The 13,733-nt window shown below is 61.9% G+C and carries 14 protein-coding genes; 9 read left to right on the plus strand and 5 right to left on the minus strand.

Annotation, left to right across the window (positions count from 1 at the left end; translation table 11 throughout):
- Window positions 1-517: 517 nt before the first annotated feature.
- The 5 genes from KBA32_RS09275 (at window position 518) to KBA32_RS09295 (ending at window position 6,623) form a co-directional block, all read left to right on the plus strand.
- Complete coding sequence (locus KBA32_RS09275) at window positions 518-2,404, plus strand: methyl-accepting chemotaxis protein (RefSeq protein ID WP_294357877.1); 1,887 nt, start codon at window positions 518-520, stop codon at window positions 2,402-2,404.
- 649 nt (window positions 2,405-3,053) lie between these two features.
- Window positions 3,054-3,473, plus strand: coding sequence for a hypothetical protein (locus tag KBA32_RS09280; protein WP_294357885.1), 420 nt, complete (start codon window positions 3,054-3,056; stop codon window positions 3,471-3,473).
- Window positions 3,458-4,165 carry a hypothetical protein gene (locus KBA32_RS09285; RefSeq protein ID WP_294357887.1) on the plus strand — a complete coding sequence of 236 codons (708 nt, stop codon included), beginning with the start codon at window positions 3,458-3,460 and terminating at the stop codon, window positions 4,163-4,165. The genes KBA32_RS09280 and KBA32_RS09285 overlap by 16 nt, the downstream gene beginning before the upstream one ends.
- A 197-nt stretch (window positions 4,166-4,362) precedes the next feature.
- Complete coding sequence (locus KBA32_RS09290) at window positions 4,363-5,184, plus strand: PHP domain-containing protein (protein WP_294357890.1); 822 nt, start codon at window positions 4,363-4,365, stop codon at window positions 5,182-5,184.
- 140 nt (window positions 5,185-5,324) lie between these two features.
- A complete protein-coding gene (locus tag KBA32_RS09295; protein ID WP_294357894.1) occupies window positions 5,325-6,623 on the plus strand; it encodes a class II aldolase/adducin family protein in 1,299 nt (432 codons plus the stop codon).
- Between the two features lie 63 nt (window positions 6,624-6,686).
- On the opposite strand, the gene KBA32_RS09300 is transcribed toward KBA32_RS09295, so the two are convergent.
- The 3 genes from KBA32_RS09300 to KBA32_RS09310 all read right to left on the minus strand — a co-directional run bounded on the left by KBA32_RS09300 (window position 6,687) and on the right by KBA32_RS09310 (window position 8,730).
- A complete protein-coding gene (locus tag KBA32_RS09300) occupies window positions 6,687-6,962 on the minus strand; it encodes a high-potential iron-sulfur protein (protein ID WP_294357897.1) in 276 nt (91 codons plus the stop codon).
- A 67-nt stretch (window positions 6,963-7,029) separates the two neighbouring features.
- A complete protein-coding gene (locus KBA32_RS09305; RefSeq protein ID WP_294357900.1) occupies window positions 7,030-7,857 on the minus strand; it encodes a sulfite exporter TauE/SafE family protein in 828 nt (275 codons plus the stop codon).
- Window positions 7,858-7,863: 6 nt separating this feature from the next.
- Window positions 7,864-8,730: an MBL fold metallo-hydrolase gene (locus tag KBA32_RS09310; RefSeq protein ID WP_294357903.1), complete on the minus strand. Its 867-nt coding sequence runs from the start codon at window positions 8,728-8,730 to the stop codon at window positions 7,864-7,866.
- 201 nt (window positions 8,731-8,931) lie between these two features.
- Between KBA32_RS09310 and KBA32_RS09315 the strand changes: the two genes are divergently transcribed.
- The 4 genes from KBA32_RS09315 (at window position 8,932) to KBA32_RS09330 (ending at window position 12,136) form a co-directional block, all read left to right on the plus strand.
- Window positions 8,932-9,204: a hypothetical protein gene (locus tag KBA32_RS09315; protein ID WP_294357905.1), complete on the plus strand. Its 273-nt coding sequence runs from the start codon at window positions 8,932-8,934 to the stop codon at window positions 9,202-9,204.
- Window positions 9,205-9,471: 267 nt separating this feature from the next.
- Entirely contained in the window at window positions 9,472-9,873 is a 402-nt protein-coding gene (locus KBA32_RS09320) for a hypothetical protein (protein ID WP_294357907.1), read from the plus strand.
- Window positions 9,874-9,882: 9 nt separating this feature from the next.
- Entirely contained in the window at window positions 9,883-10,500 is a 618-nt protein-coding gene (locus KBA32_RS09325; protein ID WP_294357910.1) for an HAD family phosphatase, read from the plus strand.
- 7 nt (window positions 10,501-10,507) lie between these two features.
- Complete coding sequence (locus KBA32_RS09330) at window positions 10,508-12,136, plus strand: DUF4080 domain-containing protein (protein WP_294357913.1); 1,629 nt, start codon at window positions 10,508-10,510, stop codon at window positions 12,134-12,136.
- Window positions 12,137-12,156: 20 nt separating this feature from the next.
- Here the strand turns inward: KBA32_RS09330 and KBA32_RS09335 are convergent, their stop codons facing one another.
- Together KBA32_RS09335 and ppnN are read right to left on the minus strand one after the other, a co-directional pair.
- Window positions 12,157-12,306 (minus strand): hypothetical protein, encoded by a 150-nt coding sequence (locus KBA32_RS09335; protein WP_294357917.1) that lies wholly within the window; start codon window positions 12,304-12,306, stop codon window positions 12,157-12,159.
- 219 nt (window positions 12,307-12,525) lie between these two features.
- A partial coding sequence (gene ppnN, locus KBA32_RS09340) for a nucleotide 5'-monophosphate nucleosidase PpnN (protein ID WP_294357920.1) occupies window positions 12,526-13,733 on the minus strand: 1,208 nt, incomplete at its 5' end.

Genomic DNA, 13,733 nt, shown 5'->3' on the forward strand with positions numbered 1-13,733 from the left:
GAAATCGTCAAAAACCTTCAAAAATTCATCCCCAATCGAAACCGACCGCGACCGATTCGACCCAAACCCCACAAGTCTCATGCCTACAAATCCGCACCATGACAAAGTGCTAAGTCATGAGGATTGGAGCGGAAGCACCGGAACTCCTGTTGCGTAATAACGCGGTAAGGAAAAAACCGGGAAGCATGCGCGGCTGTCCTTTTTCCGCTTGGCGACGCTAGGGAGCGGCGGCGCCTAGCCGTCCGGGAACACGATGAATAGCACGCACCGTCGGTAGCGGCTGCCGGGGGCAGAGTCTGTTGAGCCGATTTTTCACTTGCCGTGATATCGGATAGCGCTATGCTAAAAGTAATACTTGCGGGTGGCGTGCCTGAATCGCCCGATCGTGATGGTGCGGGGATTGGCGCGCGACAGTGCCTTGTGCCGGCACTCGGAGCGCAATGAGGTATCGTAGGGTCGCAGGGTGGCCGACGCGTGCGTGTGGTCAAGGTGGATTTTTCTTGTGTGGGAGAAAATCATGAAGATGTCGCTTCGCGCGAAACTTACAGGTGTGATTCTGGCGCTCGCCGTGCTGATTACCGCGATCGTGACCGTCGGCAGCTACATCCAGATGCGTGACCAACTCATCAACACCGGCATCCACAACGAAGTGAGCGCCACCGCAGCCGGCACCAGCGCCTTGATCAAGGAGTGGGTCTCGACGCGCAAGGCGATCGTCGCGGCTGGCGTGGAGGCCGCACAGGCGGCCGACGATCCGCTCGCTGCCGTCGTGCAGGTGGCCAAATCGGGCAAGTTCGAAGTCGCGTATCTCGGTACGCCGGACAAGCAGATGATCCAGGATCACGACATGAAGTTGCCCGCTGGTTATGATCCGACCGGGCGCCCCTGGTACAAGGACAATATCAACGCGACCGGCACCGTGATGACCGCGCCCTACATCGATATGTCGACCAAGAAGCTCGTCATCTCCTTCGTGCAGCCGGTGCACAAGAACGGCGCGCTTGCCGGCGTGCTCGGCACCGACGTGCTGCTCGACGACATCGTGGCCAACGTTCTCGGCATCAAGCTTGTCGGCGAGGGCTACGGCATGCTGATCGGCAAGGACGGGCAGGTACTCGTGCATCGCGACGGCGAGCGCGTGACCAAACCGTCAACCGATCTGGCACCGGCGTTGAAACCGGAATTTCTCGCCGAACTCGCCACGAGCGGCGAAATGCGCGAAATCGAGCTTGGCGGCGCCAGCAAGTACTTGTTCGTTCACGCCATCGAAGGTTCGGATCTCTACCTCGCTCTGGCCGTTGACAAGTCGCTGGCGCTGGCTCCGCTCAATGCGCTCTTCTGGCAGGCGCTGGTGACGCTCGCCGTCATCCTTGTCGTCGTCGTGCCGCTTGCCGGACTTCTGGTTAACAGGCTCTTGCAGAGCATTCGCCACATCCACGACACGATGGTCGAAATCGCCAACGGCGGCGGCGACCTCACGCGCAAGATCAGGGCCGAAGGCAACGACGAAGTCGCCGAAACGGCCGAAGCGTTCAACCGGTTCCTCGAACAGTTGCGCTCGATGTTCGTGCGCATCAACAAGGAGTCGACCGAGCTGATCGCGGGTGTCAAGGATATTCACGGCGTCGTGGAAATTCTGTCGAGCGATTCACAGCGCCTCGCCGAGCTGACGTCCGAGAACGCCGCCGCGATCGAGCAGATCACGGTCAGCGTCGCGCATATCGCCGACAGCTCGCAGGACGCCGACAAACTCGCCAAGGACACCGACGCCCTTTCGCTCGCCTCGGTCTCCGCCGTGCGCGGCGTTGCCGACGAAACCGGCAAGTCGGCGCAGGAGGTCGAAGCGCTCTCGGCCATGCTCGATGGCCTTAGCCAGCGTTCCGAGGAAATCAGCGGCATCATCCGCGTGATCAAGGAAATCGCCGACCAGACCAACCTGCTGGCACTCAACGCCGCAATCGAGGCCGCGCGCGCCGGCGAACAGGGGCGCGGCTTTGCCGTCGTCGCCGATGAAGTGCGCAAACTCGCCGAACGTACCAGCCAGGCGACCGTGCAGATCACCGGCATGATCGAAGGCGTGCACGGCGAAACGCGCAAGGCCGTCGAGAACATGCAAGGCACGCTCGACGCCGTGCGCGGGGGGGCCGTTCACTCGACCGAGGCGGCCGAGAAGATCACGACGATCCGTAAGAACATCAACGAGGTCGTCACCAAGATCGAGGAAATCGCCCTGTCGACGCGCGAACAGTTCAGCGCGACGACGGCGATGGCGCAGTCGGCCGAGAAGATCACCACGCAGACACAGCACTCCGACTCGGCCCTGCAACGCGCCGCCGAGCAGGTGCGTCACCTCAACGGACTGGCGACGAGTTTGCGCGGGCTGTTCAGCAATTTCAGGATGTGAGGGACGGCACGGTGATCAACGTGTGCTAATCAGGAGTCTTTCTGATCAGCACCGGAGATCGAATCGCTGGTCCATCAGCTTCTTGCGTTCCGCCGTCAGATGGTCTCCCCATTGCGCCGAATCCGGCTGGCGTAGTTGTGATCGGCATGCACTTGGTATGGACGTGGATTTTTAGTCGCGCTAACGATTGTTCCTGTGGCGCCGTTCCACTCGGCCACGGCAGACCATCGTGCTGCCAACGCCATCGACAACGGCTGCTACGTAATCGGTACGTTCTTCGTACCGCCAGCATCGTCGGCAAGGCGGAAGGCTCGCGCCCGTGATGACTTGGTGTCGGGATGGATTGCGGAGCTCTCCTGCCGGGACGAGAAGCTCCTTGCCCCATTCCTGCGATGCCACCAGGCAAGAGCCGGTACGCATTAACTCGACCGTCTCCGTCAGCTTGCGACAGCCAGTGAACCCCCATTCGAATGGCCACGAGAGTCACGCGAGGATCTCTTACTCGACGATTTCCAGCTTCTCGTCATTATGTGTTGTGAGCGTGATACTGATCATGCCGACCTCACTGAATGTGGGTCTTCCATCTATGCCGACGCGGCACCTTGAGTCAGGACCGAAAAGGTGCCGCCTATAATGTCGAGCGAAACTGATGAACGGCCCGGTGTTGAAAGACGTAGCCATGCTGACCGAAACGACGACGACAGACACGCCAGCGATCCGGAGTGATTCCGGAGTCAAAACGGAACTCATTGATTCTTTGTTGCTATTTTCCGCATCACAGATTGCTGCGGAGGACGCGATCGGTTTTCAGGCGAGTCGCGAAAAGGCGGATTGGATCACCCTGTTCCGGGCACTGGCCGAACTGACCCATGTTCATGCTGAGGCCGGCGATCCCGGTCCGCGCTTCTCAATATCCTTCTTGCAGGAGAAATGCGCTGACCTCGACCCAAGGGGGCGAGTGTATTGGATGAGCGATGAGGACACCGCGCGCAAGAAATTCACCAAGGCCTGGGACAAACTGGTCGAGATATTTCCCCCGATGGAGGCGAACCTGTGCCAACGCGCTTAAAAAAGCAGGTTGCGGCGCGTGTTTTTCCCGATTGCCAATCGGACGGGCTCGACAAGCGCAGCAAGCTCTATGGATTTCGTTTGTCCGGCGTGACGTTGCCCGCACCGGTGCAGGCAACGCCGGTTCATTCGCGTGGAGAGAGTACGCAAAACAACGCGTATTCGATTGAGTACATTGAGGAGCTGGAGGTCTATCCGATTCCCGGTTTGTACAGGCCGTTGTGCATCAATGTGCACGGTTGGCGCTCGTTGGCTTTGACTCTTCCACCCGTTATTGCAGCGTTCCTCTGCTTGTTTGGTGCTTGGGTTGTAGCGCAGCTCTTGATTTCCGAATTGGAGGTGCGTCAGATTCTGCAAGGGACGTTTGTGGTCGCGGTAATCGCAGCCATGCTGGGGTCGTTTGTTTGGCCGCTTTATCGGTTGCTTGAAGACAGAGTCATCGTCGCGCCAGGGCTACTTCAACTCGTATTGCGCTATAACCACGTTCTGGTGACGAGGAAGGAGGCGTCGACGAATATCCTTCGCATGCTTCGTTTCACCGGAGCATGCCCTCGGTGCGGCGGTTTGGTCGAAATCGAAAAAGGCCGAGGCGAATTTCGAGGGCGTTTCGTCGGGAAGTGCGGCAGGAATCCGATCGAACATCTGTTCAGCTTCGATCACATACTTCGTCGAGGCCGTTGGCTTCGGTCGTGAGGTCGGGCACTGATTGACCGTCGCGTAAGTGACGGACGAGTCTCGATCACGTTCGCCCTGAGCTTGTCGAAGGGCACGATGCCACACGGTGCGCCTGTTCATGGTTCGACAGGCTCACCACGAACGGAAACTTGGGTGTCAGTCACTATGACGATCCTCAACAGGGCGCATTTGAAAATTCGGGTAAGAATAACTGCATGACTAAAAAACGACGCTTCGACAGCCACGTCCACACCACCTACAGCCCGGACGGGAAAGACCCGATGGCCGCGTTTGCGGCCCGGGTCGATGCGGGTGTTGCCGACGGCATCGGCTTTGCCGAGCACTACGATTTCCTGCCGATCTGCGGCGCCTGGGAGTACCTCGACGAGGTGCGCTATCTCGCCGAGGTCGCCGATTGGCGCGCGCGCGGCTACGCCTTCTTCGCCGGCGTCGAGGTCGATTACGTGCACAAGGTCGAGAGCGACATCCGGCGCACGCTGCAGCGGTTTCCCTTCGACTTCGTCATTGGTTCGATCCATACGCTCGATCCGTGGACGATCTCGGATCGCGAGATCGAGCACTTCTACGACGACGCAATCTTCGAGCAGATCCTCACCGAGTACGCCGCCGAGTTCAGCGCCAGTCTGGCCGTTCCGGAGTTCGACGTGGTCGGCCATCCGGGCGTCTTTCAGCGTTATCTCGACGAAGGCTTCTTCGCCGGCAAGCCGTGGAAGTCGCGCATCCGCGAGTTGGAGGACGATCTCGCCGCGCGTTCGGCCCGCTCGGACAAGCTGGTCGAAGTGAACACCTCAGGCCTGTTTTCAGTGTCGAAACAGCCGTGCGCGACGCCGTTCTTCCTCGAACGTTACCGCGCGCACGGCGGACGCACGATCTCGCTCGGCAGCGATTCGCACGCGGCGGCGCATCTGCGGCGAGGATTTGACGAGGTCGCACCACTGCTTCGCGCGCTCGGTTTCGACGAGATCCACGTGCCCTGGGATCGCGCGCACCCGATTCCCCTGTCCGACTATCTGTAGCGCCGCGTTTTTCCAGAAAGAGGCAATTGCGCCAGTTGCCCCCTTCGTTCGGCCGAATCACACAAGAGGTCAGCCGGCTGGCGGCGTATCATCGACTCAGCAATCCACGGACATAACCTTGCGATTCTGAGGAGAACCTGATGAAGCAGCTCGACACGCAGTTGATGCACCCGACCGACCAGATCACCGTGATCATCGGCCGAATCTACCGCAGCGGCATGACGACCACCTCCGGCGGCAACATCTCGATCCGCGACGAGAACGGCAACATCTGGATCACGCCGTCCGGCGTCGACAAGGGCTCGCTGACGGCGAAGGACATCGTCTGCATCAAGCCGGACGGCACGGTAAGCGGCGCGCACAAGCCGTCGTCCGAACTGCCGTTCCACAAGGCGATCTACGAGGCGCGCCCGGAACTGACGGCGGTCATCCACGCGCATCCGCCGGGCCTCGTCGCCTTCAGTATCGCGCGCCAGGTGCCGAACACCAACATCGTGCCGCAGGCGCGCTACATCTGCGGCGAGATCGGCTACGCCCGCTACGGTTGCCCGGGCAGCAAGGATCTCGGGGCGAAGATCGCCGAGGTCTTCGCGAACCCGCGCTTCAAGGCGGTGATCATGGAGAACCACGGCGTCGTGCTCGGCGGCACCGACCTGATGGACGCCTACCAGCGCTTCGAGACGCTGGAGTTCTGCTGCCGCACGATCGTCAATGCGCACACGCTCGGCAACGTGAATACGCTGACCGACCAGCAGATCGCCAGCTACCAGACGGCGATCCCGAAGAATATCGCCCACTTCATGGACGTGAACTACCCGTCCGACGAGCGCGCGCTGCGTTCAGACATGGTGCGCATCATCCGCCGCGCCTGCGACCAGGGCTTGATGATCTCGACCTACGGGACGGTTTCCGTGCGCTGGCGCGGCGACGACTTCCTGATCACGCCGCGTGACGTCGCGCGCTGGGACATCACGACCAGCGACATCGTACAGATCCGCCAGGGCATGGCCGAAGCCGGCAAGGTGCCGAGCCGTTCGGTCGCCCTGCATCAGCGCATTTTCCAGCTCAATCCGCACATCAACTCGATCATCTCGACGCAGCCGGTGAACCTCATGGCGCACGCGGTGAGCGGCAAGAAGTTCGACGTGCGGACGATTCCCGAAAGCTGGATCTTCCTGCAGGACGTACCCTCCATCCCCTTCGGCAACCTCTACAACGCGGTGGACGACGTGGCCGGCATGTTTGGCGAAAACCGCGCGATCCTCGTCGAGAACGACTGCGTCTTCGTGACCGGCGACAAGCTCCTGAATACCTTCGACTACCTCGAAGTCGCCGAATTCAGCGCCAACTCGCTGGTCATGGCCTCGTCGATCGGCCCGCTGCAGCCGATGGGCGACGAGGAAATCGACGAGCTGCGCGTCGTTTTCAACGTCAAGTAAAGACGCAAAAAAGCCGGCGCGGGACCGCTCTCCCGCACCGGCTTTTCTTGCGACCTTGGTGTCTTACGGCTTCTTCGCCCAGGCGGTGCAGTAACCGTTCGGGTGAATCTCGGTGTCACCGCCGAAGATCTTGCAGCCGCCCAGATCGGTCGGCGCCTTGCCCGGGACAAAGTGGATGCAGCCCGAACACTTCTTGTCGCCTTCCGGCGTGTCCTTGTACTTCATCGCCTTGCGGATGTTCTCGTTCTTGGCCGCGAAGGCTGCGACCGGGACAAGTGCGATGGCTGCGCCGCCGAGCTTGAGGAGGCTGCGACGGGATTGGTTGATCTTGCTATTCATGTTGACGACTCCTGTGGGTGATCAGTGAGACAAATATAGAACTAAACAACGTTACTGCAACTACTCATTACGACAGCCAGCCCGCCACGCGCGCAATCATCAGGCTCGCGACGACGAGGCAGGTCACGGCAAATCCTTGTTGCAGGCGTTCGCCGGCCAGGCGCGCCGCAACCATGCGGCCGGCAAGCATACCGGCGACGGCGCCGCCTGCAAACGGGACGGCGATCGGCCAGGCAATGCTGCCTCCAACCGCGGCAGCCGCAACGCTGCCGCCGGAGACGAGGGCGATCACGCCGAGCGACGTGGCGATCACGCTCTGCGTGTTCAGGTTCGTGTAGCGGGTCAGCGCTGGCACGATGACGAAGCCCCCACCAACACCGAGCAGTCCGCTAAGCAGGCCACTCAACAGGCCGGTCAGGGAAAGCATGCGCGCGCAGGGCAGGTTCCAGATGAAGCGACCGCTGGATGGCGCGGTCCGACAAGGCGCAGCAGCTCGAAGTTCCATGTCTCGCGTTCTCGGTGAGAACGTCCGGCGCAAGGTCTGTATGCCGACCCAGGCGAGGATCAGTGAAAACACGATCATCAGCGGCGGGTTCGGGATGCGCTGCGCGAGCCAGAGTCCGGCGGGCGCCATGACGATGCCGCAGACGCCGATCAGCGCTGCCGCCCGGTAGCGGACGATCCCCCGGAGCAGGCCGAGCGCCGCACCAATCCCGGCGGCGATGCCGACAGCGATGAGCCCGACCGGCGCGGCGTCGCGTACCGGCAGATTCAGCCCGAAGACGAGCAGCGGGACGGCGATGACACCGCCGCCGGCGCCGCTCAGACCGACGATGAGTCCGACGACGCCGCCGAGCAGAAGGGCGAGCACGAGCGTGTTGTGAACCAGGAGCATGGGCGGTCAGAGCGCGTTCAGCGGAATCTTGAGGTAGCTGACGCCGTTGTCCTCGGCTTCGGGAAAGGCGCCGCAACGCATGTTGACCTGGACTGCCGGCAGCAGCAACACCGGCATCTCCAGCGTCGCGTCCCGTTTCGTCCGCACGGCGACGAAATCGTCCTCGCCGATGCCGTCGCGCACGTGGATGTTGGCGCTGCGCTGCTCGCCGACGGTCGTTACGAAAGTGACGGCGCGCCCGTTCGGCGGGTAGTCATGGCAAAGATGGAGTTTCGTTGATGCCGGGAGTTCGAGCAGGCGGTGGATCGAACGGTAGAGCGTGCGCGCGTCGCCGCCGGGGAAATCGCAACGCGCAGTGCCAACGTCCGGCATGAACAGGGTGTCGCCGACGAAGACGACGGTTTCCTCTCCGTCGGAGATGCAATAGCTGAGGCAGGCCGGCGTGTGTCCCGGGGTGTGCATGACCGCGAACGTCAGGCTTCCACTCGAAAAGGTCTCGCCATTGGCAAATAGATGGTCGAACTGGCTGCCGTCGGTCGCGAAAGCCGCCCCGGCGTTGAAGACCCCGCCGAAGATCTCCTGGACTTCGGTGATGTGTTCGCCGATGCCGGTACGACCGCCGAGCTTTGTCTTCAGGTACGCGGCGGCCGAAAGGTGGTCCGCGTGGGCGTGCGTTTCGAGGATCCAGTCCACCGTGGCGCCGAACTCACGCACGCGAGTGATCAGGCGGTCGGCTTGCGTGGTGCGAGTTCGTCCGGATTTGGGGTCATAGTCGAGCACGCTGTCGATAATTACGCAGCGATTGCTTGCGGGGTCGCGAACGAGGTAGCTGAAAGTGCTTGTGCCCGTGTCGAAAAAAGCCTCTGTCTGCACGCTGATACTCCTGATCGGACCAGTCCGCGCCGCCCGAAACGGCTGGTGAATTAGCGCTCAATAATATACCGAATGCAGCGTCTGGACGAAATGTCGCCGGCTGCGACTCCGCGCCTGTTACGAACCGTTACGCGAAAGGAGTCAACGCGCGGCCTGCGGCCGCGTTATCTGCTCATCGTCGAACCAATTCGGGAGTCCGAAATGACCGAAACCCAACAACAATCCACGCAGTTCATCGAATCCTTGAAACGCGCCGGCATCCTCATCGGCAACGAGCGCGAAGTCATCGAGCGCCTGGGCGAAGCCCGCGACTGGCACTACGCCTTCACCACGCTCGCCCGCCAAGGACGGGCGCTCGGCATCCGCTTCTCGGCAACGGCGCGCACACGTTCGATCCACTTGCGGCGGCTGTTCGAACGCTACAACTTCCCGGGCACCGCCGAAGCGACCTTCGAGGCGGCATTGCAGGGCTGATTGAACTGGCGAGCGCTGGCCGCACGATCAGCGGCTGGCAGCGCACCGAGTCATAGTTGAGGCGGGATTCAGGTTTGAATCCCGCCTTTTCCATTTACTGATCCGGCGAGGTAATGTTTGAAGTCCGTTCGCCCTGAGCTTTTCGAAGGGAGGGCGGGCTTCGACAGGCTCAGCCCGAACGGGAGTTGAGACTTCTTCGTGCCGGATCAATACCGGTTCGCGTGCGTGGTAAGGTTTAGCGGTCGAAACAAACAACAGCAACACGCCATGAGCCATCAACAGCAGCGAGAATCGGCGGTACCGATCGATGCGTCCGCGCGCGGAACACGCGTCGCGCTGGTCTTTGCGCTGGTCGCCGAGCGCTTATCGTGCTTCTACGAGCACGGCCAGTGGCTGAGCGAAGCGCAGGGCGCCAGCCTGGCCGCCGACTGGCTGGCGCGCCGTCGTGGCGAGCTGTCGCTCAAGGTGCGCAGGCACCTTTCCGGCCTGAGCGATCAGATGGCCCGGCAGATCGAGAGCGGGCTGTCGCGCGAGGCCGGACTTTACACGGCACACGAAATGATGGAATCGCTCGACCCCAACTACCACGCAGGTTCGCAGGTCGCGCAAGCGCTGATGCGCGAATGCGAGCACGTGTTTGCAGCGAGCGACGTCGAACTGACGGACTGACAGGCACAGATGAACAACGCACTCTTCGATACGGTGGTTTTTGATCTCGGCAACGTGCTGATTCCCTTCAACCCGCGCTGGCTGTTCCGCAAGATGCTTCCGGACGAGGCGAGCATCGAGCAGTTCTTCGCCGAAACCGGCTTCGAGGAGTGGAACCTGGGCATGGACGCCGGGCGGCCGTTCGCCGACGGGATCGCCGCGCACAGCGAGCGTTTCCCGCACCATCGCCCGCTGTTCGAGGCCTTCTTCGATCGCTGGCACGAGACGGTCGGCGAGCCGATCGCCGAGTCGGTCGAAATGTTGCGCAGCCTGCGGCAGAACGGCATCCGCACGTTCGCACTGACCAACTTCTCGGTCGAGACCTACCCGCTTGCGGTCGCCCGCTTTTCTTTCCTGTCCGAATTCGACGGAACGGTCGTTTCCGGCGAGGAGGGCATCGTCAAGCCGGATCCGGAAATCTACGAACGGCTGCTGCAGCGCTACTCGATCACCGCTGCGCGCGCCGTCTTCATCGACGACCGCCTTGAGAACGTTGAAGCCGCGCGCCGCCTCGGCCTGCACGGCATTCATTTCGTCGAGCCGCACGCGGTCAGGGCCGAGTTGCGCGGCCTGAGATTGCCCGTCTAGCGGCGCGATGCGCACGCCATCGACCGCCTCGCCAGCCGTCGTCCTGACGACGCTCAACGCGAAGTACATCCATGCTTCGCTCGGCCTGCGCTATCTGCTTGCCAACCTGGGCGAGTTGCGGGAATCGACGGCGCTGCGTGAATTTACGATCGCACGGCCGGTCGGCGAGATCGTCGACGATTTGCTGAGCACCCTGGATGAGCTCAATGCGGCCTCCGGGCGCGAAGGTGCGCTGCAGATCGTCGGTTTTGGCGTCTATATCTGGAACGTCGTGCAGACGACTGCGGTGGTGCGCACGCTCCGCGCGGCACGGCCGCACGTGCGGATCGTCCTCGGCGGTCCCGAAGTCAGCCACGAGACGGATGGGCAGGAGATCGTCGCGTTGGCCGACCACATCATCACGGGATGGGGTGAAGCGAGTTTTCCGCGTCTCTGCCGGGCGCTGATCGACGGATGCCGGCCGCCCAGAATCATCGCCGGCGAGCAACTGCCGCTGACCGAAATCGTGCTGCCGTACCGCGAATACACCGACGCCGACCTGGCGCACCGCCTGCTCTACGTCGAGGCGTCGCGCGGCTGCCCCTTTCGCTGCGAGTTCTGCCTGAGCGCGCTCGACAAGACGGCCTGGTCGTTCGATCTGGATCGTTTTCTGGCGGAGATGCAACGCTTGTACGAGCGTTGCGCGCGTAACTTCAAGTTCGTCGACCGCACCTTCAACCTGAAGGTCGATGACTCGGTGCGCATCCTGCATTTTTTCCTCGACCGTCTCGCGTCGAGCGACGACCCGGCCGATCGCCTGTTCGTGCATTTCGAGGTGATTCCCGACCATTTGCCCGAGCGCCTGCGCCAACTCATCGCGCAGTTTCCGGCTGGATCGCTGCAACTCGAAGTCGGCATCCAGAGTTTCAACGAGGTCGTCCAGCAGCGCATATCGCGGCGTCAGGACAACGCCCGGTCGGAGGCCAACCTGCGCTGGCTGCTCGAATGTTCGCAGGCGCATGTGCATGCCGACCTGATCTTCGGTTTGCCGGGCGAAACGCTCGCGAGCTTTGCCGAGGGATTCGACCGGCTCTATCGTCTGCGACCGCACGAAATCCAGCTCGGCCTGCTCAAGCGCTTGCGCGGCACGCCGATCGACCGGCACACGGTCGAATACGGCATGGTGTACGACGAACTGCCGCCCTACACGGTGCAGCAAACGACGGCGGTCGACGCGCCGAGCGTGCGGCGCTTTACCCGCTTCGCCCGTTACTGGGAAATGATCGCCAATTCCGGGCGCTTCAGCCGGACGCTCCCGTTGTTGCTGGACGAAAACGACGACGATCGCCGCGTGTCTTCCCCATTCGCGTCGTTCATGGATTTTTCCGACTGGCTGTGGGGTCGGGCGCAAAGAACCAACGGCTTGTCGCCGGAGTCACTGGTGGACGCCTTGTTCGATCATCTCGTCGCGCACGGCATGCCGGCTGAACGGGTGCGCAACGCCTTGATCGCCGACTATGTGGCGAGCGGCGCGCGCGGCAATCCGCAAGCACTGACCGGGCGCCTGCCCAAACGCGAAATGCCCGTTCGCCGGGAGAAGGCGCGGGCATTGCGACAGGATCAGCATCTGGCCGGCCGTTTGGCCGAACCGGTCTGATCGATGGATTCTGTGCAGGGCTAAGCGGTGCCGAGCACGAAGATGGTCATGCCGACCGTCTGCATTGTCGAGTAGCGCGCTTCGTTTTTTGTCACCCAGGCATCGACGCCTTCAAGCGTCAGGTTTTCCGCCAGGACCTGCCCGGTCGGTTTGAATACAACCGTGTACATTGGCTGTCTCCTTCGTTCTGACCAAACAAAAAAAGGATCCCACGCCAGTCCGGCGCGGGATCGAATGTCCCATCGTTGCGATGGGTCAGGGAGGGTCAAACATTGTCAGCGGGGGGCGCTGAAGCAACGGAACTCATTCTATAAACCGGCGAACTCGGGGTCTGTCGTGCAAATGCAGTGATTACGTAACGATATGTAAGCGCCGCATTTGTCAAGTGATTACATCGGTACGCCGTCCTCGACGATGCGGTAGCACGGGTCGTATTCGCGGCCGGGCAGCTTCATGCGCTGCTGTGCGATGAAAGCCTTGAGCAGTGCGTCGATCGGTCCCATGATCGCCGGCTCGCCGCAGATTTCGAAGCGCCCGTGCGTCTCGATTTCGCGGATCCCTTCGGCCTTGACGTTGCCAGCAACGAGGCCGGAGAAGGCTCGTCGCAGATTGGCGGCGAGCGAATGGCTCGGCTGCCCCTTGTGCAGTTTCAAGCTGCGCATGTTCTTGTGCGTTGGAACGAAAGGCTTCTGGAAATCGCCGTCGATCTTGAGCAGCCAGTTGAAGTTGTACGCGTCGTGCTCGGTCACGCGGAAGTCACGGACGAGTTGCAGTCCATGCTTGAGTTCGCGCGCGACGCGATCGGGGTTGTTGATGATGATCTTGTAGCGGCGCTGTGCCTCGGCGCCCAGCGTTTCGCCGATGAACTGGTCGATGTGCTGGAAGTACGCTTCCGAACCCTTCGGTCCGGTGAAAACGAGCGGGAAGGGAATGTCCGCGTTGGCCGGGTGGAGCAGGATGCCGAGCAGGTAGAGAATCTCCTCCGCCGTGCCGACGCCGCCGGGGAAGACGACGATGCCATGGCTCATGCGGACGAAGGCTTCGAGCCGTTTTTCGATATCCGGGAAAATGACGAGCTCGTTGCAGATCGGGTTCGGCGCTTCGGCGGCGATGATGCCGGGTTCCGTGAAACCGATGTAGCGCCCGCTCGTGCGCTGCTTGGCGTGACCGATTGCTGCGCCCTTCATCGGACCCTTCATGGCGCCGGGGCCGCAGCCGGTGCTGATGTCCATGCCGCGCAGGCCGAGCTGGTAGCCGACGAGTTTCGTGTAGTCGTATTCCTCGCGGCTGATCGAGTGTCCGCCCCAGCAGGTGACGAGGTTGGGATCGGGCAGTGTGCGCAGGATGCCAGCGTTGCGCAGGATGTGGAAGACGGTATCGGTGACGCCTTCCGGTGTCGTCTGGTCGAACTTCGGGTTGCCGCGTATCTCGTCGCCAAGATAGACGACGTCGCGCAGCACGGAGAAGAGATGTTCCTGGATGCCCTTGATCATCTTGCCGTCGACGAAGGCGCTGGCGGGCGCGCCGGTGATGTCGAGCTTGATGCCGCGCTCGCGGTTGATCAGGCGGATGTCGAAGGTCTTGTAGCGTTCGAGCA

It is taken from the genome of Propionivibrio sp., assembly GCF_017995515.1.
GTDB lineage: Bacteria > Pseudomonadota > Gammaproteobacteria > Burkholderiales > Rhodocyclaceae > Propionivibrio.

What these genes read in the sequence shown, in the direction of transcription:
- KBA32_RS09280 (WP_294357885.1), top strand. Translation starts at nt 3,054, where the DNA reads ATGAACGGCCCGGTGTTGAAAGACGTAGCCATGCTGACCGAAACGACG.
- KBA32_RS09320 (WP_294357907.1), top strand. Translation starts at nt 9,472, where the DNA reads ATGAGCCATCAACAGCAGCGAGAATCGGCGGTACCGATCGATGCGTCC.
- KBA32_RS09315 (WP_294357905.1), top strand. Translation starts at nt 8,932, where the DNA reads ATGACCGAAACCCAACAACAATCCACGCAGTTCATCGAATCCTTGAAA.
- KBA32_RS09325 (WP_294357910.1), top strand. Translation starts at nt 9,883, where the DNA reads ATGAACAACGCACTCTTCGATACGGTGGTTTTTGATCTCGGCAACGTG.
- KBA32_RS09275 (WP_294357877.1), top strand. Translation starts at nt 518, where the DNA reads ATGAAGATGTCGCTTCGCGCGAAACTTACAGGTGTGATTCTGGCGCTC.
- KBA32_RS09290 (WP_294357890.1), top strand. Translation starts at nt 4,363, where the DNA reads ATGACTAAAAAACGACGCTTCGACAGCCACGTCCACACCACCTACAGC.
- KBA32_RS09295 (WP_294357894.1), top strand. Translation starts at nt 5,325, where the DNA reads ATGAAGCAGCTCGACACGCAGTTGATGCACCCGACCGACCAGATCACC.
- KBA32_RS09305 (WP_294357900.1), bottom strand. Translation starts at nt 7,857, where the DNA reads ATGCTCCTGGTTCACAACACGCTCGTGCTCGCCCTTCTGCTCGGCGGC.
- KBA32_RS09330 (WP_294357913.1), top strand. Translation starts at nt 10,508, where the DNA reads ATGCGCACGCCATCGACCGCCTCGCCAGCCGTCGTCCTGACGACGCTC.
- KBA32_RS09335 (WP_294357917.1), bottom strand. Translation starts at nt 12,306, where the DNA reads ATGTACACGGTTGTATTCAAACCGACCGGGCAGGTCCTGGCGGAAAAC.
- KBA32_RS09300 (WP_294357897.1), bottom strand. Translation starts at nt 6,962, where the DNA reads ATGAATAGCAAGATCAACCAATCCCGTCGCAGCCTCCTCAAGCTCGGC.